Raw genomic sequence first — 23,511 nt, forward strand, 5'->3', positions numbered from 1 at the left:
GGCGGCGGGCGACCGGACACCGAGGAGAACACCCGTGGCTCGCCACATCTACGCCTGCCCGCTGCGCTGGTCCGACATGGACGCCTTCGGGCACGTCAACAACGTGGTCTTCCTGCGCTACCTGGAGGAGGCCCGGATCGACTTCATGTTCACCCAGGCCGCCGAGGCCGGTGCCGGGGAGTTCGCGGGCGGTTCGGTGGTGGCCCGCCACGAGATCGACTACAAGCGTCCGCTGGTGCACCGGCCGGAGCCGGTCACCGTCGAGACCCGGGTGACGCGCATCGGCAGCGCCTCGCTGACCGTCTCCTACGACATCAAGGACGTCCACGAGGACGGCTCCGAGACGGTGTACGTCCGCGCCTCCACCGTGGTCGTGCCCTACGACCTGGCCGAGGGCCGGCCGCGCCGGATCTCGCCGGTGGAGCGGGAGTTCCTCTCCCGGTTCATGGACGAGGCCCCGGTCGGCGCGGCAGTCTGAAAGTCCCCGGATCCCCGAGTTCCCGGATCCCCGAACCGATTCGAGCTGAGCCGCGTTGACCGTCACCGCCCGCCTCGCCCTGACCGACACCGGTGAGGCCGCCGACCTCTCCGCCTTCCTGCTGCGCCTGCTGCGCTTCGACAAGGCGGCGGCCGTGCGGCTGCAGGCGGTCGACCCGGCCGGGGCGGACGGCGTGCTGGCGGTCTTCGGGCGGCTGCCGCTGGGCGGTTCGGGCGCGCTGGTGATCCGTACGGCCCGGCTGAGCGGCCTGGACGAGCCGGTGGACCTGACCGTCTCGGCGGGCCAGCTGCTGGACGGCGTGGACACCGAGGCGGGCGCCGTGGCGCTGCCCGCGCCGGTGACCGGTCCGGCCTGGGCCGGGCTGCTGCCGCCGCGGGCCGGCTGGCGGCCGGCCGGGGCCCCGCCGGTGGCCGAGGTGTACCCCGAACTGATGGCGGGGGTGCGGGAGTTCAGGGAGCGCACCGAGGCCGTCCCGGAGCAGTACCGGGGCCGCGGGGTGCTGGACCGGCTGGCGGACGAGATCTGGTCCCGGCCGGTCGGCGTGCTGCCGGAGCTGCCGCTGCGCGCGGTGCACGCCGCGTACGTGATCGGCTTCCTGAAGCCGGGCGCCGCGCTCTCGGTGCACCGGGCGGGCGGCTGGCTGCGGCTGAGCGCCCCGGCGGGTTCGGTGGTGGTGCGGACGGCGGCCGCGCCGGGTGCGGGGCTGGGGCTCAGTCCGCTCCGGTGACGCGGAGCCGGGGGCTCAGCCCGGGGTGTTGATCATCGAGGCGGCGGCGTAGGTCAGGTAGTCCAGCAGCTGTCGCTCGTGCTCGGCGGGCAGGTCCAGGCTGGCCACGGCGGCGCGCATGTGCGTCAGCCAGGCGTCGTGCGCGGCCTTGTCGACCTTGAACGGCGCGTGCCGCATCCGCAGTCGGGGGTGGCCGCGGCGCTCGCTGTAGGTGCGCGGGCCGCCCCAGTACTGCATGAGGAACAGGGCCATCCGCTCCTCGGCCGGGCCGAGGTCCTCCTCGGGGTACATCGGCCGCAGCAACTCGTCCTCGGCGATGCCCTCGTAGAAGCGGCGGGTCAGCAGCCGGAAGGTCGGCTCACCGCCGACCTGCTCGAAGAAGGTCTCCTCGCTGAACGTGCCTCGCCCGATCTCTGTCACCCGACCATGGTCGCAGACGCCGACGGGGTCGTACACCGGGACCAAAGGCGTACGACCCCGTCGGGCCGGAGGTGTCAGGAGGGGAGGATCAGGCGTCTTCCCACTTGAACAGCTTCCAGGCGATGCCGGTCAGCACGGCCGCGAAGAGCAGCAGTCCGCCCATGGTCGGCAGGGCGTCGGCGATGCCGCCGCCGCGGGTCAGCACGGTCTGGGCGGTGTCGACCAGGTAGTGCAGCGGCATGACCTTGGAGACGGTCTGCAGCCAGCCCGGGGCGCCGTCCATCGGGAAGAACGAGCCGGACAGGAACGACATCGGCAGCACGATGATCTGCGAGATGCCGTTGGCCGCCTCCTCGGTCTTGGCGACCGAACCGGCCAGCAGGCCGATCGACATGAAGGCGAGCGTCGCACAGGCCACCAGCGGGAGGACCAGCCACCAGTTGCCGGTGAGCTTGAGCCCGAAGAAGCTGGTGGCGACCACCAGGAAGACGCTGGTCTGCAGGAACGCGGTGAGCAGCGAGACCAGGATCCGGGAGCTGACCACCGTGCCGGCGTTGATCGGCGCCAGCCGCAGCCGGCGCAGCACCTTGGACTTGCGCCAGTTGACCAGGGTCAGCGCGGCGCCGAAGACCGCGCCGGTGGCGACGGCCCAGCCGAGCAGGCCCGGGGTGAGGAACTGGATCGGCTTGAGCGACTTGTCCTCGACCTGCTGGGAGTCCAGCACGTAGGCGGCCGGCTGGTGGGTGGCCTGCTGGTTGGCCTCCTGGACGACCGAGTTGAGGATGCCCTGGAGCGCGCCGGCCCTGACCTGGTCGGCGGCGGTGTAGCGCAGCTCCACCGTGCCGTCCGGGCCCTGCTTGATCATCGCGTCGAAGTCGCCCTTGCGGACCTTCTCCAGCGTGCCGGCCTCGTCGTCGGTCCTGGTGATGGTGAGGACCTTGTCCAGGCCGGTCCGCTGGTCGCCCTGGATCGAGTCGAACAGCTTCACCGCGCCGACCTGCGCGACCTTGGCGTGCGGGCTGCTGGAGCCCTTGGTCACGGAGCCGAAGAAGACCAGGAACACCAGCGGGAACAGCAGGACGAAGAAGGTCGCGGTGCGGTCGCGCTTCATCCCGAGCAGCATCGCGCGGGACAGGCTCCAGAACGCGCTGACCCGCTCCCGCCCCTCGGCGGCGCCGGCCGAACCACCGCGTGGTGCGGGGGCCTTCGGCTCGGTGGAGGTGGTGGAGGTCATGCGCGGAACTCCCGTCCGGTCAGCTGGAGGAAGACGTCCTCCAGGGTGGCGCCGCGCACTTCGAGGCCGCGCAGCGCGTTCTGCTCGGCGAGGACGCTGAGGACCGGGGCGGGAAGGCGGGTGGAGACGGAGAGCGAGACGGTGTCGTCCTCCAGGGTGGCGATGTCGGCGCCGGCCACGGCCAGCAGTTCGCGGGCCCGCTCGAGCGGCAGCTGGCCGGAGGCCACGCTGATCCGGACGGTGTCGTCGATCTCGCGGATCAGCGCCGCCGGGGCGCCGGTGTGGAGGATCTTGCCGTGGTCCATGATCGAGACCCGGTCGCAGAGGACCTCGGCCTCGTCCAGGTAGTGGGTGGTCAGGACGACGGTGCGACCCTCGGCGTTGATGTCCCGCAGCAGGTCCCAGAGGTTGCGGCGGGCCTGCGGGTCGAGGCCGGTGGTGGGCTCGTCCAGGAAGACGAGCTCCGGGTCGTGGGCCAGTGCGCAGGCGATCGACAGGCGCTGGGCCTGGCCGCCGGACATCTGGTCGGTGAGGGTCTCGGCCTTGTCGGCGAGGCCGACCCGCTCCAGCATCGCGTCGGCCCGCTTGGGGCCGACCCCGTAGAACGACGCGAAGGTGCGGATGGTCTCCCGGGCCGTCAGTTTCCGGAAGAAGGCGGAGGCCTGGAACTGCACGCCGATGCGCGGCAGCAGTTTCGGATTGCGCGGCCAGGGGGCCATCCCCAGCAGTTCGACCCGGCCCTCGTCGGGCTTCCGGACCCCTTCCAGGATCTCCATGGTGGTGGTCTTCCCGGCGCCGTTCGGGCCCAGGATCCCGTAGAATTCGCCGGCCTCGACGGTGAGTGAAACCCCGTCGACGGCCTGCACGTCCCCGTACCGCTGGCGGATGCCGTCAGCGGATATTGCAGCAGTCATGAGGCCAGAGAATAGGGGTTTCGGAGGGTCTTGTGCACACCGGGGACGGGGATTTGTGGAATCCCTGAGGAAGCCGCAGAGAAAACCGGGCCGGGCGGAAAGTCGAATTCCGCCCGGCCCGGCCGGATTTGTCGCTGACGCGTGCTCAGGAGTAGGTCAGGAGCGGTGCATCGTGATCGTCGTCCAGGCACCGACGTGGATCCGGTCGCCGTCGCTCAGCGGTACGGCGGTGTGCGGGGCGATCGGTTCCGCGCCCCCGTTCACGGTGGTGCCGTTGGTCGAGCCCTGGTCGACCAGGACCCAGCTGCCGTCCGCCTGTTCGGCGAGCAGCGCGTGCTGGTGCGAGGCGCCCGGATCCTCCGGCGGCACCGACAGGTCGATCTCCGGGACGGTGCCCCGGTGCTGGCTGCGCCGGCCGATCCGCAGCTGGCCGCGGCCGGTCAGCGGGATGCGGCGCTCGGGGCAGTACGGCGGGAAGAACAGGCCGGCCGCCTCGGGGCCGCTGCGGGCCATCATGTCGGTGAAGTAGTCGCGGTCGGCCGAGACCACCGCGATCCAGTTGGCCCGGACCGGCTCGGCCGGGACGCCCTCCGGCTGGGCCTGCGGCTGGGACTGCGGCGGGGCCAGGTGGAAGGAGGTGCCGAAATCGCCGCCGCGGGTGTTCGGGCCGGGGCCGGCCGGCTGGGCGTACACCGGGCCGGAGTCCTCGCGGACCGGGGCCTCCGGGAAGGCGCCCTCCGGCGGAGGGTAGCCGTAGGTGTGGGGGTACTCCGGCTGCTGCGGGTACCCCGGGGCCTGCGGCTGGTGCGCCTGGTGCGGCTGCGGCGGGACGGGCGGACCGGGCGGGGCCTGCGCCGGCTGCGCGGTGCCGCCGTAGGCCGCCGGGATGTTCAGCGGCGGGGGCTGGGCCGGGCCGGGCGCGGGCGCGGGTGCGGCGCCGGCCGGCACCTGGCGGCGCGAGGGGGTGGACAGCTCGTAGTCGTAGCCGCACTCCTCGCAGAACCGGCCGGTCTGCGGGCTGCGGCAGATCGGGCAGACGGCCAGGCCCTCGGTGAGGCCGTGGGGTGCGCCGGGCGGCGGTACGGCCCCGGGCGGCGGGTAGCCGCCGGGCGGGGGGAACGCTCCGGGCGGGGGCGGCGGGACGGCCCCCGGGTGTGCCGGGGGCGCGGGCGGCGCGCCGTAGGGGGCACCGCCGTGCTGCGGATACCCCGGGTGGGCGCCGGCGGCCGGGTCGGCGCCGGACGCGCCCGGGTACCCCCCGTGGGCGCCGGGTGCCGGGGCCGGCGGAGTCATCGGGAAGCCGCAGAAGTCGCACCAGTCCTCGGCCTGCGACTCGTGGCCCCTCGGGCAGATCGGCATCAGGTCCCCCTCGTTTCGGGCCGGTGCGGTGCGGCGTGGCGCCGGGCGGCCGGCCCGATCACGTCTTCAGCGGTCACTTCTTCACACGTACCGTCTTGGTCGACCGGGTCTCAAGGGTCATCGAGTCGGCCTCGCTCACGTTCTTACGGAACCGAACCGTACCCTCCTTCGGGTCCACCACGTCCACCACCTTCTGCAGCAGCTTGAAGGTGCCGTCGTTGCCGGTCGCGTGGGCGATCCGGACGGCGGCGCCCAGCTTGGCGGTGGCGGTGTCGACGTCCCCGGCGCGGTGGGCCTCCAGGCCCTCCTGGATCGAGGAGGCGAGTTCGGCCTGCCCGGTGTAGTGGGCGACCTGCGGGCTGATCCGGGTCGAGGAGGCGAGGTCGTCCGTCCAGACCGCCTTGACCAGGCCCTGGCTGAGCACCTCGGGGGTGCCGCCGCCGACCTGCGGGGGCAGCACCAGGCTGATCCGGGCGGCGAGCATCTCGTTGCCGACCGAGGCGGCCGGGACCTCGACGCAGACGTGGTAGTCGCGGCTCTCGTCGCCCCAGGAGCCGGTGGGGTAGTCGCCGGCCCGGGGGCCGGCCTCGGCCCGGCGGCCGGTGAGGTCCTCGACGGCGGGGGCGACCTGCTTGACGAACTTGACCGCGGCGTTGGCCGGGGTCCAGATCCGCAGGGCCACGTCGGCGACCTGCTTGCCCATCGCGCCGGTCATCATCGAGCGGAAGTCCTCGGCGAGGCCGGAGGGTTCGGCGACGATGTCGGTGGTGCCGAGCAGCGCCGAGGAGATCTTGCGCAGTTCGTCGATCCGCCAGTCGGTGCCGACGCCGCGGCAGTCGGCGGTGAAGTGGCCGGTGACCCGCTCGATGTTGCGGGCGAGGTCCTCCGCCGACTCGTGCTCGTTGTTGCCGTCGGTGAGCAGGATGGCGTGCCGGATGGCGATGTCGCGGCGGGTGAGGAAGAGCTTGTCGGCCTTGGCCAGCCAGGTGCCCATCGCGGTGCCGCCGGCCGCGGTGAGGCGGCGCAGCGACTCCTTGGCCTGCTCCCGGGTGCTCGCCGAGGCGGTCGCCAGGGTGCCGTCGCCGGGGTAGATGTCGCGGGCCTCGTGGGTGCCGGCCACCACGGCGAAGGCGGTGCCGTCGCGCAGCGCGTCGATGGCGGCGGCGGTGGCCTCCCGGGCTCCGTTGATCTTGGTCTTGGGGTAGTCCATCGAGCCCGAGCAGTCGACCAGGATCACCACGGCGGCGTTGGCGTCGCCGCCCGGCCGGCCGACGTCGGTGATCCCGAGCGGGCGGCCGCCGGAGGTGCCGCCGCCGGTGGAGGTGACGGTGACGATGGCGTTGACCTCGCGGGCGCCGTCGGCCAGGTACTCGTTCTGGAAGATCTCCACGTCGAACCTGGGCAGGTTCGGCTTCGCCAGTGTTGCCATGGGGCGGTGGCTCCCGTCGGGTGAAAGGTGGATGCGATCGGGTCGGTGGGGCGGTCCGGCGGACGGGGGCCGTCGGACCGTTCGCGGCGGGCCGGTCAGGCCGTCGGCGGGTGCGGCGGCTGCGGCGGGACGGGCGGTGCCACGGGCGGTGCGGGCGGGGCCGCCGGGGGCGCGGGCGGCGCCGGCGGGACGGGCGGTGCGACGGCCGGGGCGGGCGGTGCCGGGGGCAGCGGGGCGGCGGGGGAGCCGATCACCGGGAGGTCCGGCAGGGTCGGGTCGTGGTCCTCGTCGTCCCCGGGGGCGCCGGCCGGAAATCCGGACGGAGCGCCTGTGGGGGCGCCCGCGCGGACGGCCTGGGCCTGCGCCGGGGTGATCACCTTCAGGTCCAGCGCGGTGGGAGTCTCCTCGATCTCCGCCAGCGCGGCGGCGGACGGCTCGATCGGCAGCACCGCGACGGTGATGTTGTCGTGCCCGCCGGCGGCGACCGCGAACTTCACCAGGGTCTGCGCCGCGGCGAGCGGTTCGGTGCGGGCGTCCGGTCGGACGAAGTAGGCCAGGTCGGTGGCCGCCTCGGCGTAGTTCCACAGCCCGTCGGTGCAGATCAGCAGCACTCCGGGGACGTGCGGGGTGAAGTCGAGGGTGTGCGGCACGACCTCCTCGGCGTCGGCGCCGAGCCAGCCGGTGATCGCGTGGGCGCGCGGGTCGGCGTACGCCTCGGCCTCGCTCATCAGCCCGGCCTCGACCATCCGGGCCGCCCAGGAGTCGTCCTGGGTGAGCCGGAAGGGTTCGGCGCCGGAGCGGTCGTCCGGGATCCAGTACGCCCGGGTGTCGCCCACCCAGCCGATGGTGACCCGGCCGTTCGCCGCTATGGCGCTGACGTAGGTGCAGGCGGGGGCGTTGAGGTCCGGGCGGGTCGGGCCGGCGCCGTCGGTGGCGAGGTCGGCGACGGCCTTGGCGGCGTCGGCGATCGCGGCGCGCATCGCCTCGTCCGGGTCCCGGCCGGCCTCCAGGGAGGTCAGCAGGGACTCCGAGGCGGCGTCGACGGCGGTCTCGGAGGCCTCGTCGGGGCGGTCGGAGGAGGAGACGCCGTCGCACACCACGGCGACCACGACCGGCTCCCCGCCGGGCAGCGAGGTGGCGGCGACGGTGAAGGAGTCCTCGTTGCGGTGGTGGCGCACGCCGCGGTCGCTGACCCCGGCCACGCCCCCGAGGGCCTTCTCCATGTGGTCGCGCGGGCGCGGCTGGGCGCTGCCGCAGCCCTCGCAGTAGCCGTCCTCGGTGACCTGCGGCCGCCCGCAGTGCACGCAGACCGGCCCGCGCTGCGGCGGGACGGCCTCAGCACGGGCGGCGGCCCAGCTGGCGGGCATCGCGCCCGGGGCCGCCCGACCGTCCCGGCCGGCCCCGCAACGCCCGCAGTAGGCGTCCTCACGGTCCATCGGCTCGGAACAGCTCGGGCACTCGGTCTGCTGCGGCATCGGTTACACCCACGTCCTGGGGCGGGCCCGGTTGGCCCGTTCCACCATCTCGATCCTGGTCTCGGCCCGGTCGGCCAACCGGGCGAGTACCCGGTAGGACTGTTCCAGGGCGAAGCGCAGTTCCCGCTCGACGGCGGGACGTCCCAATACCACCAGGTCGGCGCCCTGCGGGGCGCCGGCCGAGCCGGCGTCGACCCAGCCGAGGGCCGCGCCGAGCACCTCGACGGAGAGCTCCTCGCGGCGGCGGTCGTCCAGTCGCAGCGCGGTCAGTTGGTCGGAGCCGGCGGCGAGGTCGGTGGCGAGCGGGTCGGTGGCGGCCCGTTCGCGCAGCCGGGCGCGGACGGCGGCGATCCGGGCGGCGGTGTACTGGCTGGAGGTGGTTGGGACGGACTCCAGCACCCGCACCGCCCCGGGCCGGTCGTTCTCGGCGAGGCGGACCCGGGCCAGGCCGAAGCCGGCGCTGAGGTAGGCGTGGTCGGTGGTCCAGACGAGCCGGTAGAACTCGGCCGCGTCGCCGCCGTTGCCGAGCAGTTCGGCGCAGATGGCGAGGGCGAGCTTGGGCGCGGCCTCGCCGGGGAAGGCGTCGTAGACGGCGTCGAAGGCTTCGGCGGCGGCCCGGAGATCGGCTGTTGCTCGCCCGCTCGCCTCCGGGCGCTCCTGACCCGACGCCGACGGTCGGCGCTCCGTCGCTCCTTCGTCGCTCCCCCGCTTCTCCCCTTCGGCGGCGGCGCCGACCAGGGCGACCAGGCCGCGGTACCAGACCACCCGCCAGTCGTCCGGGTGGTCCCGCTCCAGCTCGCCGAATTCCTTCACGGCCATGCCGTGGCGGCCGAGTTCGAGCAGGGCGCGCAGTTTGCGCAGCCGGCTCTCGACCGAGACGGCGGGGGCGCCGCCGAGGGCGGCGAGCGCCTCCTCGGGGTCGGTGGCGAGCAGGGTGGCGAGGAAGCCGGCGTTGGGGTCGCTCGGGTCGACCCGGGGGACGGGCAGGGCCAGGGCGGCGGCGGACGGGTCCAGGGCGGCCACCCGGAGCTGTCCGGGCCGGTCGGTGGGCAGTACCAACTCGGTGTCCACGACGCGCAGTTCGGGGCCGAACAGGGTGGACGGCGCGGGCCGGGGGCGCTCGTCCTGGAGGGCCAGGATCTCCCGCAGCACGCCGGTGAGCTGGTCGGCCATCTCCTCGGCGGAGGAGAACCGGCGGGCCGGGTCCGGGTCGGTGGCGCGGACCAGGAAGCGGTAGTACGACTCGTACTCCGCGAAGACCGCGACATCCTCGGGGCCGGGCAGCGAGTCCCGGTAGGTGCTGCTGTAGCCCTGGAAGTCGAAGGTGAGCACCGCGAGGGTGCGGGCCACCGTGTAGAGGTCGGAGGCGGGGGAGGGGCCGTCGGTGGCGATCTCCGGGGCCTGGTAGCCGATGGTGCCGTAGATCGCGCTGTCGTCGTCGAAGCGGCGGACCGCGCCCATGTCGATGATCTTGAGCGTGTCGCCGCTCTGGATCACGTTGTCGATCTTGAAGTCGCAGTAGATCAGGCCCCGGCTGTGCAGGTAGCCGAGCGCCGGCAGCGCCTCCAGCGCGTACGCGATCGCCTGCTCGACCGGCAGCGGCTCGCGCCGGCCGTCCGGGGTGCGGCGCTCGTTGGCGATGTCCTTGAGCGACTTGCCGCCGACGAACTCCATCACGATGTAGCCGTCGGTGGAGCCGGTGCGCAGGTCCGGGTGCTCGGCGAAGTTGATGATCCGGACGATGTTCGGGTGGTCCACCTCGGCCAGGAAGCGCCGCTCGGCGACGGCCGCGGCCAGCGCGTCCTCGTCCCCGGTGTCCAGCAGGCCCTTGAGCACCACCCACTTGTCGTTGACCCGCCGGTCCACCGCCAGGTAGATCCAGCCGAGCCCGCCGTGGGCGAGGCAGCCCACCACCTCGTACTGCCCGCCGACCAGGTCGCCGCGGCGCAGCTTGGGGGTGAAGGAGTACGGCGTGCCGCACTTGGTGCAGAAGCCGTCCGGGCGGCCCGGCTGGCCGTTCTTCTCCCGGCCCACCGGGGCCTCGCACTTGGAGCAGTACCGCTTGCGCTCGGGCACCTCGGGGTTGGCCAGCACCGCCTGCGCCGGGTCGGCCGTCTCCACGGTCGGCACGGTGACCAGCCCGGCGCCCAGCCGGTTGCGGGTGCCGGCGCTGACGCTGCCGCGGGTGGAGCGCACCGAGACCGAGCGGCTGCTGCCGGTGCGGGTCGAGCGGTGCGAGCGGGAGCGGCCGGACATCGAGCGGGCGGAGCCGGTGCGGGCCGACAGCGAGCGGATCGAGCCGCTGCGGGCGGAGTCCGGGGCGACCCGCGCGGACGGCACGTGGGGCTGGGTCATGCCGGTGTCCGCGCCGGGCGGGGTCAGTCCGCACTCGTCGCAGTAGCCGTCCGCGTCGATGCCGCCGGAGCAGTCCCGCGGGCACGGCGAGCCGGGCCCGGCGGCGGTCGGCGGCGCCGAGGCGGACCCGCCGGAGGCCGCCGGGGTGACCGTCGTGGTCCCCACCGGGGTCAGCCCGCACTCGTCGCAGTAGCCGTCGGCGTCGATCCGGCCGCTGCCGGAGCACTCCGGCCGTACGCACGTCTCGCCCATCAACCTCAGCCCCCCTGAACCTGTCCGTCGACCGGCGTCTGGCCGGCCGTCCCGTGTGCCTGTGCGCCCTCCACGGCCTCGCTCTGGGCCGGGCGCAGCGACTGCTGGAAGCGGGCCACCGCGGCGGCCGCCGCCCGCAGGTCGCAGGGCGCGCTCCACAGCAGCCAGCGCGCCTTCTCGTACCGTTCGATCACTTCCGGGTCCTCGGCGACCCGCATCCGGGCCGCCATCGCCTTGTAGGCGTCCAGCCGGCCGCGCAGTTCGGCCCGGACGGCCAGCGGCTGGGTGACCTCGGTGAGCGAGTGCCGAGCCCGGGCCAGCTCCTTGGCGGCGGCGTCCTCCAGGGTGTCCAGCAGCGGCGCCAGCCGGCCCCACTGCCCGGCCTGGCGCAGGTCCAGGGCGGTGACGATCCGTTCGCGCAGCGCCGAGGCCGGGCCGGGAACCGCGGGGACGTCGCTGGCCGCTATCTTCGCCAGCACCTCGCCGCGGGCCCGGCGGGCCTCGGCGAGGGTGGCGTCGGCCCGCTGGAGCAGGTCGCCGACGCCCTGCAGCCGCTCCTCGGCGTCGTCGCGCAGCCGCAGCAGGTTCTCCAGCTCCAGCCGGACGCCGTCCAGCGCCCGCCCGGCCCGGTCGAAGCGCTCGGTGTCGACCACTCCGGCGGGGGACGCGAACGCCTCGCCGTCGGGCACGGTGCCGCGCTGGGCGGGCACCCTGGCGGGGCGCCACAGCGCCAGCGGGTCCTCGCGGACCTCGGTGCGCAGTTCGGTGAGGTCGTGTTCGAGGCCGGCCAGGTCGTCGCCCAGCGGGTGGCCGCCGGTGCGCACGCCGAGCGAGGCGGCCAGCGTCCGCACCCGGTGCAGTTCGGCGAGCAGCAGGTCGATCCGGGCGGGCAGCGCCGACCAGACCGCGTCGGCGGCGCTGACCACCTCCAGCACGGTGGCGTACCAGGAGTTCATCCGGGCCATCAGCGCGTCCAGGCTGATCCGCTCGACCAGCTTGGCGGGCGCGCCCAGCAGTTGCGGCCCGTCCGGCAGCGCGCCGCCGGGGACGGTCACCGCGTCGCCGGTCAGCAGCTCGCTCAGTTCGGCGAGTTCGGGGCCGCCGGGCTTGGCCTTGCGGGCCCGGACGGCGCGCGCCGAGGCGAGCGCCTCGGAGTAGCGGTCGAACAGCGCCCAGAGCAGCGGCAGGCCCTTGCCGGCGACCGACCAGCGCTCCAGGGTGCGACCGGACAGCTCGGCGCCGTCCAGCAGCCGCAGGCCCGGGTGGTCCTGCAGGGCGAGCAGCGCCGACTCGACCGCGTCCCGCTCCGCGCCGAGGCGCGCGAGCGCGCGGTCCACCTCCTCCCGGCTCAGTACCGGGCCAGCCGATGCCGCCACCGCGGTGTCCTTCCTTCCCTCGCGTGCGCCGCCGTCGCGTACGACGTGCGGCCCACGACATCCCCCGTGCCCACCACCGGTCTCCCCGTGGTGATCGTCCCGAACCCTAGCTGGTGGCCGGTCGGGCGGTGCGGGCGCGGGGCGTCAAGACGGCGTCAACGCACCGTGTCCGCACCGCGTCCGTTCCCGGGTCCGATCCCGCATCCGTTCCGCGTCCGCACCGCTCCGTACCCGATGCGCCGCCCGTCGTGCCGCCTGTGGTGCCGCCGGTGGTGCCCGTGCGGCGTCCGGCCGTTCAGTGCGGGACGGGCCAATAGTGCTCGGCGTCGTTCAGCATGTACGGCTTCAGCCAGCGGTCGTAGCTGCGCCCCCAGTCGCCGTTGGCGTGGTAGTCGGCCAGCACCTGGTTGACCCGCGCGGTGAGGTCCGGGCTGGTCCTGAGCATGGCGACGCCGATCACCTCCGGCTGCACGTCGCCGTCCACGATCCGCACGGTCTGGTCCTGGGCGGCCTGGCCGGCCGCCAGGCCGTCGTCGGTCATGGTGGCGTCGACCTTGCCGAGCTGCATCAGGACCAGGCAGTCCAGCTGGTTCTCGACGACCGTCAGCTGCGCCTTGGCGTCCTTCTTGGCGCCCTTGGCCGGGTCCATGACGTCGGCGGCCGTCGACCCCTTGGCGACACAGACGTTCTTGCCGGCGATCGCCTCGTCCAGGTTCTTCGCCTGGGAGGTCTTCGGGACCAGCACCCGCTGGGAGATGCTGAAGTACGGCTTGGAGAAGGCGACGTCCTGCATCCGCTTGCAGTTGACGGTCATGGTGCGGACGATCAGGTCGACCCGGCCCTTCTGCACCGCGTCGACCCGGTCGGCGGTGGCCACCGGCTTGAGCACCACCTTGTCCGGGTCGCCCATGATGGCGGTGCCGATCGCCCGGGCGAGGTCGATGTCGAAGCCCTCGATCTGGCCGGTGTTGGGGTTGCGGGCGCCCCAGCGGTAGCTGTTCTGGTCCACGCCGATCACCAGGCTGCGCTTGGCCTTGATGGCCTTCACCGCCGGGCCGTCGGCCGAACTCGGCGGCACGCTGCTGTAGATGTCGCAGGTGTCGGACTGGTCCTGGGTCTGCTGGACGGCCTGCGGCGCGGTCCGCGGTGCGGCGGTCGCGGCGGCCGGCGCGGCGCCGGACGGGCCGCCCCCGCCGAGCACGGCCGCGCAGGCCGCCAGCACTGCCAGTGCCGCGGCGCTCCTGGTCGGTACGGTCCTCGTGCGCATCGTGGTGTTCCCCCTCTACCGGTACTCGGCGAGTCGTCGGCCCAGGCCCCGCAGCGCGGCCGCCGCGGCCACCAGGCCGAGCACCGCGGCCGCGCCGGCGGCGAGCCGGAGGTCCCCGGCGGTGCCGTCGGCGGCGGCGTCGAACCGGGCCTGCTCGGTGTCGGCGGCCTGGGCGAGCGCCCGGTCGGTGGCGTTGAAGGCGGCGTCGGCGGTGTTGGTGGTGTCGGTGGCCGACACCGTCGCGTTCAGGGCGCCCTGGTAGTCGGCGTTGTCGACCTCGGCGGTGCGCGCGGTGCGGTACCGGTCCTGCCAGATGTCGTACTGGTCGGCGGCCGTGGCCAGGGACTGGCTCGCGGCGGCCGGAGCGAGGCCCAGCGCGGTGGAGAGCGAGCCGCCGCGGTCGCGCATCGGGGTGGTCTTCTCGGCCGTCCCGGCCAGCCGCTTGGTGACGTCCGTGTACTGCGCGGCGTACGTGGCGGTGGAGCCCCGGGCGACCAGGTTCAGGTTCTCCGCCAGCCGGGCCGTCAGCACGTCCACCCGGGCCGAGTTGAGCGCCCGCAGCGGGTTCGCGCCCTCGTGGTCGCTCTTCTCCAGGGCCGCGGCGGTGGTCAGTCCGGCCACGGCGAGCCAGAGCGTGCCGGCCAGGACGGCGGCGGTGGCGCCCACCAGGCCGATGTTGAACACCCGGTTGGTGCGGCGGAACAGGGTCAGCTGCACCCAGCCCAGTGCGGCCAGGGTGAGCACCGCCAGGCCGTACGCGCCCCACGGCACCGACTGGGCCGCGGCGTAGTCGTCCGTCAGTTCCTTGCTCTCGATGGAGTTCAGTTCGGCGGCGGCCGGCAGCAGCACGGTCTGCATCTGCTCGGAGGCGTACCGCAGGTAGGCGCCGCCGAGCGGGATGCCCTGCCGGTTGTCGGCCCGCGCGGATTCCACCAGACCGGCGTACACCGGGAGTTGCTGGTTCAGCCGAGTGAGTGAGTCCTGTGCGGGGGAGGTCGCGGTGGTCCGGGCGGCGGCCTGGGAGACCAGCTTGGCGGCCTGGGCGAGGTCCTGCTCGTAGCGGGCCCGGACGTCCTTGGGCTCGGCGCCGGCCAGCAGGAAGCCGGAGGCCGCGGTGGTGGCGGCGTCGGCCAGTGAACGGTGGATCTCGGCGGCGTCCCGGCTGAGCGGCTGACTGTACGAGACCACCCGGTCGGCGGCCTGCGCCCTGGTCTCCAACTGCCAGGCGGTGAGCCCGCCGAAGGCCACGGTGAGCACCGCGAGCACCACCCCGGCCAGCCGCAGCCGGCCCGGGGGCGTACGGGTGGCCTGCGCCAGCCGGGCGCGCACGCCGCGCTCCGGCGCACCGGCCCGGGGGCGCTGCGCGGGCGGTCCGGAGCCAGGGCCGGAACCCGGTCCGGTGCCGTGCCCGGAGCCCGGGCCGGGCGCGGGCAGACCGCGGGGCGGCGCTCCCGCGGCCGCCGCTGGAGCGCCGAACGGTGCCGCGGCCGGAGCGCCGAACGGTGCCCCCGCCGACCCGGCCGGTGGCGTGCTCGGCCGTGCCGGGACCCCGCCGCCCGGTGCGCCGTTGCCTACTGGTGTTGCCACCCGCCTCATCCTCCCCTGGGGCCGGCCCGACACCCGGGGCCCGACCGATGGCAGCAGTATGGCCGTGACTCCCTCCGGCCACACCTGACTTGCGCCGATCTTGAGCATGTCGTGCACGGTTTCCGCACGCTCTCGTACGGCTTGTACCGGTCGTCCCGGCCCGACGGAGAGGTGGCGATCCGTGCGACGCCCACGGCGCCCCGAGCGGTTCCGCGCCGCGCTGATCCCGGGCCCGGCACCCCTGTGCTCCGTACCATGGGCCCCATGCGACTGCTTGGAACGATCTCGCCCGACCGCCCGCTGCTCGTCGTCGCGGTCCGCGAGGAGGCCGCCCACCTCGACGACCGGCTGCCCGTGCTGCTCACCGGGATAGGGAAGGTCAACGCCACGGCGGCCCTGGCCACCGTGCTCGCCCAGGGCGAGCAGCCCTCCGAGGTGATCAACCTCGGCACGGCCGGCGCGCTGCGCCCCGGCTGGGAGGGCATGCACCACGTCGCCCAGGTGATCCAGCACGACCTGAACACCGCAGCCCTGCAGCAGCTCACCGGCCGCAGCTACGGCGCCCCGCTGGTGGTCGGCCGGGGCGACGGCCCGGTGCTGGCCACCGGCGACCTGTTCGTCGAGGAGCCGGCGGCCAAGCAGCGGCTGGCCGAGCACGCCGACCTGGTCGACATGGAGGGCTACGCCGTGGCCACCGTCGCCCACCGGGCCGGGGTGCCGGTGCGGCTGGTCAAGTACGTCAGCGACGAGGCCGGGGACGGCGCGGCCCACAGCTGGCGGGAGTCCGTCGACGGCTGCGCCCGGCACCTCGCGGACTGGGTGCACGCCCAGGGCTGGTGACCGATAGTCAGATGCGCCCGGCCGGTTCCGCTCGTTACGGTGGCGCGGTGACCGACAACACCGCGCCCCGGGGCGCCGCGCCGAGCAAGCTCTCCGACTCCCGCCCGCCGACGCTCAACGCCGACGAGCGGACCACCCTGCTGGCCTTCCTCGACTACCTGCGGGAGGCCGTCATCGCCAAGCTGGACGGCCTCGGCGACGAGGACGCCCGGCGCCCCGGCGTCGCCTCCGGCACCAGCCTGCTGTGGCTGGTGCGGCACCTGACCGTGGTCGAGCTCAACTGGTTCGAGTACGCGTACGGCGGACGGGGGGAGGCGCCGCTGAACAGCGAGGACGTCCCGTCGGCCGGGCTCACGGTGGAAGCGGCGGTCGCCGCCTACCGGGACGCGATCGCCCGGGCCAACGCGGTGGCCGCGGCCGCCCCCGACCTGGACCGGCCGGGGGCGCGCTCGCTGCGGCCCGACGCCGTGGAGGGGCCGTCGCTGCGCTGGGTGCTGGTGCACATGATCGAGGAGACCGGGCGGCACGCCGGGCACGCGGACATCATCCGCGAGCAGTTGGACGGTGCCGTCGGGCGCTGAGGCCGCCGTCCCACGGGCGGGGCGGGCGCCCCGCCCGTGGGGAGGTCGGCCCCGGCGGGCCTCGGCCTCGGAAGGCCTCGGTCCCGTAAGGCCCCGGCCCCGGATGCCTCAGTCCCGGATACCTCAGTCCCGGAACGCCGAGAGGTCGAGGGCTGCCAGCCGCTCCTGGTCGGCGATCACCTCGATCGCCGCGATCGCGCCGTCCACCACGGTGAACGCCATGATCGACAGCGCCCGGCCGTTGTCGCCGATGACCACCGCCCCCGCGGCGCCGTTGACCAGCGCCGGGCGGGCGAACGGCGACAGCGTGCCCCACAGCACGGCCTGCCCGGCCACCGTCGCAGAGCCGGTGAGCACCACGGTGTGCCGGGCCTGCCCGGCCCCGCCGTCCGAGCGCAGCACCACGTCCGGGTCGAGCACCGCGAGCAGCGCCGCCAGGTCGCCGGTGCGGGCGGCGGCGAAGAAGGCGTCCACGGCCACCCGCTGGCGGCCCAGGTCCGGATCCGGCACGGGGTGCGCCTGTACCTTGCGGCGGGCCCGGCTGGCCAGTTGGCGGGTCGCGGCCGAGGTCTTCTCGATCAGCGGGGCGATCTCCTCGAACGGCACCGCGAACAGGTCGTGCAGCACGAAGGCGACCCGCTCGGCGGGCGACAGCGACTCCAGCACCACCATCAGCGCCAGGCCGACCGAGTCCGCGAGCATCACCTCCTGCTCCGGGTCGACCACCCCCTCGCGGCGCAGCAGGGGGTCCGGAACGCGCTCGGGCCCGCCCTCGCCGCCCGGGCCGGTCGGCTGCAGCGGCTCCTCCCGGCGGGCGGCGCGGTCGCGCAGCAGGTTCAGGCAGACCCGGGAGACCACCGTGGTCAGCCAGCCGCCGAGGTTGGCCACCTCGGCGGTGTCGGTGCGGTCGTACCGCAGCCAGGCCTCCTGGAGCGCGTCGTCGGCCTCGCTGATCGAGCCGAGCATCCGGTACGCGACCGCGCGCAGGTGCGGGCGGTGCTCCTCGAAGAGCGCGGTCCGGGCAGATCTGTCGTCCACCGTGTCAACTTCCTTCGTCGCGCCGGGCAGCCCTCGGGTCGGCCTCGGGCCGGTCCCGGGGTCGGCCCCGGGTCAGGGCAGCAGCGGGAGCCAGCCAACAGCGGGGCGGCGCGGAGATCAACTCCCGGCGGCCGGATTGTCGTGGGGGCCTCGTAGGGTGGCCGCCATGTCCTTCCTCGAGCGCCTGCGCGCCACCCCCGCCATCGTCGACTACCTGCTCTGGCCCGGGGACTTCTCCCTCGACGCCTACTCGCACGTGGAGGAGGTCGTGCTCGCCTCCGGGGAAGCCCTGGAGGAGGTCGCCAAGTGCGGTGCGGGCGGCACCTTCTTCCTCTGCGGCGAGGGCGGCGACGAGCGGCCCGTGCTCTACGCCGACTCCGAGGGCGGCGCGGCGCTGATGGCCGTCGGACTGGAGGAGATGGTCCGGCTGCTGCTGGCGGTGCCGTGGTGGCACGGCTTCGTGCGGCTGACCGAGGAGGAGAGCGCGGAGGCGGCCGAGCAGTACCTGGAGGACGAGCCCGAGCTGCTCGCCGACCGGGACGCTGCCGCCGCCGCGATCGGGCTCGAAGTGCCCACCGTGGCCGAGGCGTTGGAGCGGCTGCGGGAGGTCGCCTTCGGCCTCGGGCCGTCGTACGTGCTGCTCAACGCGGAGGAGGGCAACGCGTACGAGCCGCTGTTCAGGCCCTAGGGGGGCTACGGGGTCAGAGGATGCGGCGCAGGAGGCGGGACTTGAGGGGGGTGAACGGCGGGTAGGCGGGGCGGAGGGGGTCGGCGAGGAGGGGCTTGTCGAGGATGGACTTGGTGTGGCTGAAGGTGTCGATGGAGTGGGTGCCGTGGTAGCGGCCGAGGCCGCTCTCGCCGACGCCGCCGAAGGGCAGGCCGGGGACGGCGATGTGGGCGCTGGGGACGCCGAAGGCGAGGGCGCCGGAGGAGGTTTCGGTGGTGAGGCGGCGCTTGGTGGCGTCCGAGGCGGTGAAGGCGTAGAGGGCGAGGGGCTTGTCGCGGGCGGTGATGAAGGCGATCGCGGCGTCGAGGTCGGGGACGCGGATGATCGGCAGGACGGGGCCGAAGATCTCCTCGCGCATCACCGGGGCGTCCGGGTCGACGTCGGCGAGGACGGTGGGGGCGAGGTAGCGGTCGGCGCGGTGGTGGTCGCCGCCGGTGACGAGGCGGCCGTCGGCGAGCAGGGCGGTGAGGCGGTCGAAGTGGCGCTCGTTGACGATCCGGCCGTAGTCGGGGCTGTCGGCCGGGTCGGCGCCGTACATCTCGCGGATCGCGGCGGTGAGTTGGCGTTCCAGCTCGGTGGCGGTGTCGCCGATGGCGAGGACGTAGTCGGGGGCGACGCAGGTCTGGCCGGCGTTCATGAACTTGCCCCAGGCGATCCGGCGGGCGGCCGTGGCGAGGTCGGTGCCGGGTTCGACGACGACGGGGCTCTTGCCGCCCAACTCCAGGGTGACGGGGGTGAGATGGCGGGCGGCAGCGGTCATGACGACGCGGGCGACGGTGCCGTTGCCGGTGTAGAAGACGTGGTCGAAGCGCTGTTCCAGCAGGGCGGTGGTCTCCGGCACACCGCCTTCGACGACGGCGACGGCCTGCCGGTCCAGGGTGCGGGGCAGCCAGTGGGCGATGGCGGCGGAGGTGGCGGGGGCGAGTTCGCTGGGCTTGAGCACCGCGCAGTTGCCGGCGGCGAGCGCGCCGACCAGCGGGGCGAGGGCGAGCTGCAGCGGGTAGTTCCACGGGCTGATGATCAGCACGGTGCCCAGCGGTTCGCGCACGGTGCGGGCCCGGGCGGGCTGCAGGGCGAGCGGTACGGGGATCCGGCGCGGGCGCAGCCAGCCGTCGAGGTGGCGCAGGGTGTGGTCGATCTCGTTGAGGGTGAAGCCGATCTCGGTGGTGTAGGCCTCGGCGGCGCTCTTGCCGAGGTCGGCGTGCAGGGCGGCGGTGAAGACGGCCTCCTGCTCGACCAACAGGCGGCGCAGGGCGCGGAGTTGGGCCTTGCGCCAGGCGAGGGGCTTGGTGCGGCCGGCGGCGAAGGCGGTGTGCAGACGGGAGACGGTGGCGGCGGCTTCGTCGCTTCCGGTGGACGTGGCTTCGGCGGAGAGGCTCATGCCGTCGAGCATAAACGAAACGAAATGATTTCGTTTCTAGTTTTCGATAGACTTCCGGCATGACCCCCAGCACCACCCCGCCCCGCCCCGTCGCCTCCGGAGCCGCCTCCCCGCCGCGCCGGGGCCGCCCCCGCGACGCAGGCCGGGACCGGGCACTGCTGGACGCCACCCTCGCCGTCCTCGCGGAGAGCGGCTACGGCGGGCTGACCACCGCCGCCGTGGCGGCCCGGGCCAGGGTCTCGACGGCGACGCTCTACCGCCGCTGGTCGTCCAAGGAGGACCTGGTGATCGCCGCCGCCGCGCTGCACGGCGAGGGCTCGTACGAGCAGCCGGACACCGGCGGCCTGGAGGGCGACCTGCGGGTCGTCCTGCGGGACAAGGCCGCCGGCATGACCGGCGAGCCCGGCCGGCTGATCCGCGCCCTGATCGGCGAGGCCGCCCACAACACCGCGCTGGCCGAGGCGCTGGTCACGGCCTTCCTGCGGCCGGTGTACGGGAGGGTCGCGGAGGTCGTCCGGCGGGCGGTCGAGCGGGGCGAGATCCCGCCGCTCGACGGCGTGGAGCTGCTCGGCGAGGTGGTGGTCGGCCCGGTGATGACCCACTTCCTGCTCACCCCGCGGCTGCCCGAGGATGTCGACGAGGCCACTGCCCGGCAGACCGCCGACCGCCTGCTGCCCTTCGCCCTGCGGGCGGTGGGCGGGACGCCGTCCGGCTGAACGGATCCCGGCTGAACGAATCGCGGGTGCGTGTCCCGGTTGCGCATCCCCGTGGGAAGAGCAGCCCGATGCCCTGGTTCACGCTCGCTGCCGATCGGCCTCGCCGGTGAACTCGCCATCACCGTGCGGGAGTTCCTCGCAAAGCTCTCGCGGGTGCCTGCGGGTGCCTGCGGGTGCCTGCGCGCGCCTCAGCGGGTGAGGGTCAGGGCCAGGGTGGCGACCGCCAGGGCGAGGTGGCCGCCGGGGAAGTGGAGGTGTGGAGCACCTTGGTGCGGACGTGGACGGCCACCGCGCCGACGTAGAAGAGCACCAGTGCGGTCGCGGCCGCGACGCCCAGCGGCGGATAGGCGACCAGGCCGATCAGCAGCCCGGCGGCCCCCGCCATCTTGAGGGCGGCCAGCCATGGGACCCACTCCGGTTCGACGTTCACCTCGGCGGAGTTGGCCAGGACGAACGGGGCCCTTGGCGAAGTCGGCGGCGGCGATTCCGGCGTTGGCGGCGATGGCGACGACAGTCACGATGACCAGGGCGATGGACATGGGATTCCTTCGTGGACGCGGGGTGTTCCCTCGGGTCAAGCCTCTTCGGGGGGCTCGCCCCGCGTCCAATACCTGCTTCCATAACTTGGTGGAATGGATGGCGAGGTAGCGGCCGTCCGGGGCTCCCGCCGGGGCCAAGTAGGCGGCATTGATCAGCTCCCAGGCGGTGGTGGGCCGGGGGAGGGGTGGCAGCCCTCAGCGCCGCCACCCCCCGTTTGCTTCTCGGCACCGGAGTGGTGGTTCATTGAGCCAAACCCCGCCTTGGGGTGAAAGCGGGTGGGGATCCGGGCGGGGTTCCGTGGGGTTTCGGTGAGCGTCCCATCGTGCGGAGCAGCCGCGTCTGGCGGGAGGGGGCAGGGGTGGGCGGGCCCTCGGTGGGCCGGTCGTCGGGGGCGGCGAAGAAGCGGTGGGTGGAGTCGGGGTCGACGGGGGTTTCGGGCAGCCCCGCGTAGATGGTGGCGAGGTGCTCGTCGAGCCAGGCGACGAGGGCGGGGTGGAGGGTGTCGTCCAGGCCGAGGGCGGTGGCGAGGTCCCAGGTGTGGACGGTGCTGTCCGCGGTGCGTACGGCGAGCGCCTGCCGGCCGGTGAGCGGGCCGAGGGGGTAGTCCAGGATGCGGCAGAGGGCGTCGGACCGGCCGTAGGCGTCGGCCAGCTGCCGGACGGAGGCGGCGTAGGCGGCGGCGGGGGAGTCGCCCGGCGCGTCGGTCTCGCGGAGGCGGAGGAACTCGGTGCGGTGGCCGCCGTGCAGCAGGAGGAGGTAGTTGAGGTTGCCCCGGGCCATGTGGTGCACCAACTGCCGTACGTTCCAGTCGGTGCACGGCGTGGGCAGGGTCCACTGCCCGGGGCGGACGGACCGCAGGATCCGCTCGAACTCGCCGCTGGCGAGCAGGAACCGGTCGAGGAGCCCGTCGAAGGCGGCACTGGTCATGCGGCCCATCCTGCGAGGTGCGGCGCCGCCCGCACCGGCGGGTTTCGGACCTCGCGCTGGGGCGCTTCCGGTCCGGCGGCCCGGAGGAAGCGCCCCGGGCGGGTTCAGTGGGGGAGGGCCTCGCGGAGGCGCTTCTTGTCGGGCTTGCCGACGGAGGTCAGCGGGATCGCGTCGACCAGGTGGAGGGCTTCCGGTGCGTAGATGCGGCCCCTCTCGGCGGTGACGAAGGCGCGGACCTCCTCCAGGGTCGGCTGCTGCCCGGCGGCGGGGACGACGGCGGCGTGGACGTGCTCGGCCTCCTGGTCGTCCCGCACGCCGTAGACGGCGCACTGGGCGATGGCGGGGTGGGTGAGGAGGAGCTCCTCGACCTCGGTCGGGTAGACGTGGCCGCCGACGACGATGATGAGGTCCTTGAGACGGTCGGCCAGGTAGAGGTAGCCGTCGGCGTCGAAGTACCCGATGTCACCGGTGTCCAGCCAGCCGTCGCGCAGGACCTGGGCGGTGAGGTCGGGCCGCTTCCAGTAGCCGGCCATCAGCATCGCCGAGCGGACGTGCACCTCGCCCTGCTCGCCGGCGGGCAGGACGGTGCCGTCGGCGGCGCGGACCTCCACCTCCACGTCGGGGAAGGGCCGGCCGACCGGGATCGGACCGTCCTCGCCGAAGCGCGCGTACTCGTCGGGGGTGAGGACGGCGATCTTCTGCGCCTCCGACATGCCGTAGAGGCTGACCAGGACGGGGCCGAAGACCTTGAGCGCCTCGCGGATCCGGCTCGGAGAGGAGGCGCAGCCGCCGTAGTCGATCCGCTGCAGGCTGGACAGGTCGGTGCGGCCGAGGTCCGGGTGGTCGAGCAGCCGGTAGAGCAGCGGGGGCAGCACCCACAGGTCGGTGATGCGTTCGCGTGCGATCGCGGCGAGGACCTCGCCGGGCTCGAAGGTGCGCTGGAGGACGACGGATCCGCCCGCGTGGAGCGTCAGGTCGGCGAGCACGCCGGCGAGGTGGGCGAGCGAGGTGGCGGCGAGGAAGCGGGGCGGTTCGGCGTCGGGGCGGCTGTGGAGGGGGGTGTCGAACATGCGGCGGACGGGCCCGTGGAGGCTGAGGATGCCCTTGGGGATGCCGGTGGTGCCGCCGGTGTGGCGGATGCCGAGGTCGTCGTCGGGGCCGATCCGGACGTCGGGTTCCCCGGCGGGGCGGATCGCGGAGGCGGCGATCACGTCCTCGCCGACGGTGTGCGCTCCGGGGCCGGTCCCGTCGGCGCCGGGGCCGAGGGTGAGGACGGCGGGGACGTCGATCAGCGGCAGCAACTCGGGGGCGTCGGCGTAGCGTTCGGCGTCCACGAGGAGCATGGTGGTGTCCACGCTGGCGACGATCTCGGCCAGGACCGGGGCGCTCATCCCGTCGTACAGGTTGACCACCCGGGCGCCGGCCAGGCCGGCGGCGTAGCGGGCGCTGAGGGCCTCGGGGGTGTTGCCGGTGAGCAGGGTGACGGTCGAGCCGCGGGTGATGCCGCGGGCGAGCAGCTCGTGGGCGAGGCGGTAGGTGGCGGCCGCGAAGTCGCCGGCGGTGATCTCGACCCGGTCGGCGGTGGTGATGGCGCGTCGGTCCGGGTGGGAGGCGAGGGCCCGGAGGATCAGGGCGGGTGCGCTGACGAACTCCTGGTCACTCATGGCCACTTCTTCCTTGTAGTTTGCAACCATGCCGCCAGGCTAACTCCACCGCCCGCCCCCTACCGGTGGGTTTTGGCCATGACCGGTCAGAATATCGTCTGTGAACGAAGGACCGGGTTGGTGAAGGCCTCCCGGCACTGGCGGGGAGGCGGACGTCACGCGGGCGGTCGCTGCGGAACCTGGGCGCCTCAACTCGCCGGCGG

General features: G+C 74.2%; 21 protein-coding genes. 6 read left to right on the forward strand and 15 right to left on the reverse strand.

The features are described from left to right. Nucleotides 1-34 precede the first annotated feature (34 nt). Entirely contained in the window at nucleotides 35-478 is a 444-nt protein-coding gene (locus ACZ3YL_RS33880; RefSeq protein WP_188303386.1) for an acyl-CoA thioesterase, read from the forward strand. A gap of 55 nt (nucleotides 479-533) precedes the next feature. Then, nucleotides 534-1,226 (forward strand): DUF8010 domain-containing protein, encoded by a 693-nt coding sequence (locus ACZ3YL_RS33885; protein WP_465661180.1) that lies wholly within the window; start codon nucleotides 534-536, stop codon nucleotides 1,224-1,226. A 15-nt stretch (nucleotides 1,227-1,241) separates the two neighbouring features. Here the strand turns inward: ACZ3YL_RS33885 and ACZ3YL_RS33890 are convergent, their stop codons facing one another. From ACZ3YL_RS33890 to ACZ3YL_RS33935, 10 genes are all read right to left on the reverse strand, one after another. Next, on the reverse strand, nucleotides 1,242-1,646 hold the full coding sequence (locus ACZ3YL_RS33890; RefSeq protein ID WP_188303388.1) for a globin: 405 nt from the start codon (nucleotides 1,644-1,646) through the stop codon (nucleotides 1,242-1,244). Nucleotides 1,647-1,734: 88 nt separating this feature from the next. Then, a complete protein-coding gene (locus ACZ3YL_RS33895; RefSeq protein ID WP_188303389.1) occupies nucleotides 1,735-2,880 on the reverse strand; it encodes an ABC transporter permease in 1,146 nt (381 codons plus the stop codon). Next, entirely contained in the window at nucleotides 2,877-3,794 is a 918-nt protein-coding gene (locus tag ACZ3YL_RS33900; RefSeq protein WP_465661183.1) for an ABC transporter ATP-binding protein, read from the reverse strand. The genes ACZ3YL_RS33895 and ACZ3YL_RS33900 overlap by 4 nt, the downstream gene beginning before the upstream one ends. 156 nt (nucleotides 3,795-3,950) lie before the next feature. Next, complete coding sequence (locus ACZ3YL_RS33905; protein WP_465661185.1) at nucleotides 3,951-5,153, reverse strand: FHA domain-containing protein; 1,203 nt, start codon at nucleotides 5,151-5,153, stop codon at nucleotides 3,951-3,953. A gap of 73 nt (nucleotides 5,154-5,226) precedes the next feature. Then, nucleotides 5,227-6,582 (reverse strand): vWA domain-containing protein, encoded by a 1,356-nt coding sequence (locus ACZ3YL_RS33910; protein ID WP_188303392.1) that lies wholly within the window; start codon nucleotides 6,580-6,582, stop codon nucleotides 5,227-5,229. A gap of 95 nt (nucleotides 6,583-6,677) precedes the next feature. After that, nucleotides 6,678-8,057: a protein phosphatase 2C domain-containing protein gene (locus ACZ3YL_RS33915; RefSeq protein WP_465661188.1), complete on the reverse strand. Its 1,380-nt coding sequence runs from the start codon at nucleotides 8,055-8,057 to the stop codon at nucleotides 6,678-6,680. A gap of 3 nt (nucleotides 8,058-8,060) precedes the next feature. Then, on the reverse strand, nucleotides 8,061-10,664 hold the full coding sequence (locus ACZ3YL_RS33920; protein ID WP_188307035.1) for a serine/threonine-protein kinase: 2,604 nt from the start codon (nucleotides 10,662-10,664) through the stop codon (nucleotides 8,061-8,063). 5 nt (nucleotides 10,665-10,669) lie between these two features. Then, the gene (locus ACZ3YL_RS33925; protein ID WP_465661191.1) at nucleotides 10,670-12,040 is read right to left on the reverse strand and encodes a hypothetical protein; all 1,371 of its coding nucleotides are present in this window, start codon (nucleotides 12,038-12,040) and stop codon (nucleotides 10,670-10,672) included. Between the two features lie 295 nt (nucleotides 12,041-12,335). Beyond that, nucleotides 12,336-13,307, reverse strand: a complete 972-nt coding sequence (locus tag ACZ3YL_RS33930) for a glutamate ABC transporter substrate-binding protein (protein ID WP_465661193.1) — start codon at nucleotides 13,305-13,307, stop codon at nucleotides 12,336-12,338. A 15-nt stretch (nucleotides 13,308-13,322) separates the two neighbouring features. Beyond that, nucleotides 13,323-14,636, reverse strand: a complete 1,314-nt coding sequence (locus ACZ3YL_RS33935; RefSeq protein WP_465661195.1) for a hypothetical protein — start codon at nucleotides 14,634-14,636, stop codon at nucleotides 13,323-13,325. A 522-nt stretch (nucleotides 14,637-15,158) separates the two neighbouring features. On the opposite strand from ACZ3YL_RS33935, the gene ACZ3YL_RS33940 reads away from it, so the two are divergent. Both ACZ3YL_RS33940 and ACZ3YL_RS33945 read left to right on the forward strand, forming a co-directional pair. After that, on the forward strand, nucleotides 15,159-15,734 hold the full coding sequence (locus ACZ3YL_RS33940; protein WP_465661197.1) for a nucleosidase: 576 nt from the start codon (nucleotides 15,159-15,161) through the stop codon (nucleotides 15,732-15,734). Nucleotides 15,735-15,781: 47 nt separating this feature from the next. Beyond that, on the forward strand, nucleotides 15,782-16,315 hold the full coding sequence (locus ACZ3YL_RS33945) for a DinB family protein (RefSeq protein ID WP_465661199.1): 534 nt from the start codon (nucleotides 15,782-15,784) through the stop codon (nucleotides 16,313-16,315). 123 nt (nucleotides 16,316-16,438) lie between these two features. Here the strand turns inward: ACZ3YL_RS33945 and ACZ3YL_RS33950 are convergent, their stop codons facing one another. Next, nucleotides 16,439-17,353, reverse strand: coding sequence for a sigma-70 family RNA polymerase sigma factor (locus ACZ3YL_RS33950; protein ID WP_465661201.1), 915 nt, complete (start codon nucleotides 17,351-17,353; stop codon nucleotides 16,439-16,441). A gap of 166 nt (nucleotides 17,354-17,519) precedes the next feature. Here ACZ3YL_RS33950 and ACZ3YL_RS33955 point away from each other — a divergent pair, with 166 nt between their 5' ends. Then, nucleotides 17,520-18,041, forward strand: coding sequence for a hypothetical protein (locus ACZ3YL_RS33955; RefSeq protein ID WP_188305592.1), 522 nt, complete (start codon nucleotides 17,520-17,522; stop codon nucleotides 18,039-18,041). 13 nt (nucleotides 18,042-18,054) lie between these two features. Here the strand turns inward: ACZ3YL_RS33955 and ACZ3YL_RS33960 are convergent, their stop codons facing one another. After that, nucleotides 18,055-19,461, reverse strand: coding sequence for an aldehyde dehydrogenase family protein (locus tag ACZ3YL_RS33960; RefSeq protein ID WP_465661204.1), 1,407 nt, complete (start codon nucleotides 19,459-19,461; stop codon nucleotides 18,055-18,057). Between the two features lie 59 nt (nucleotides 19,462-19,520). Between ACZ3YL_RS33960 and ACZ3YL_RS33965 the strand changes: the two genes are divergently transcribed. Further along, nucleotides 19,521-20,177, forward strand: coding sequence for a TetR/AcrR family transcriptional regulator (locus ACZ3YL_RS33965; protein WP_465661206.1), 657 nt, complete (start codon nucleotides 19,521-19,523; stop codon nucleotides 20,175-20,177). A gap of 202 nt (nucleotides 20,178-20,379) precedes the next feature. On the opposite strand, the gene ACZ3YL_RS33970 is transcribed toward ACZ3YL_RS33965, so the two are convergent. The 3 genes from ACZ3YL_RS33970 to ACZ3YL_RS33980 form a co-directional block, all read right to left on the reverse strand. After that, nucleotides 20,380-20,607, reverse strand: coding sequence for a DoxX family protein (locus tag ACZ3YL_RS33970; protein WP_465661208.1), 228 nt, complete (start codon nucleotides 20,605-20,607; stop codon nucleotides 20,380-20,382). Nucleotides 20,608-20,957: 350 nt separating this feature from the next. After that, entirely contained in the window at nucleotides 20,958-21,644 is a 687-nt protein-coding gene (locus tag ACZ3YL_RS33975; RefSeq protein ID WP_188305596.1) for a TIGR03086 family metal-binding protein, read from the reverse strand. 104 nt (nucleotides 21,645-21,748) lie between these two features. Beyond that, nucleotides 21,749-23,308, reverse strand: a complete 1,560-nt coding sequence (locus ACZ3YL_RS33980) for an AMP-binding protein (RefSeq protein ID WP_465661211.1) — start codon at nucleotides 23,306-23,308, stop codon at nucleotides 21,749-21,751. Between the last annotated feature and the right edge of the window lie 203 nt (nucleotides 23,309-23,511).

The organism is Kitasatospora sp. NPDC023176, assembly GCF_055560495.1.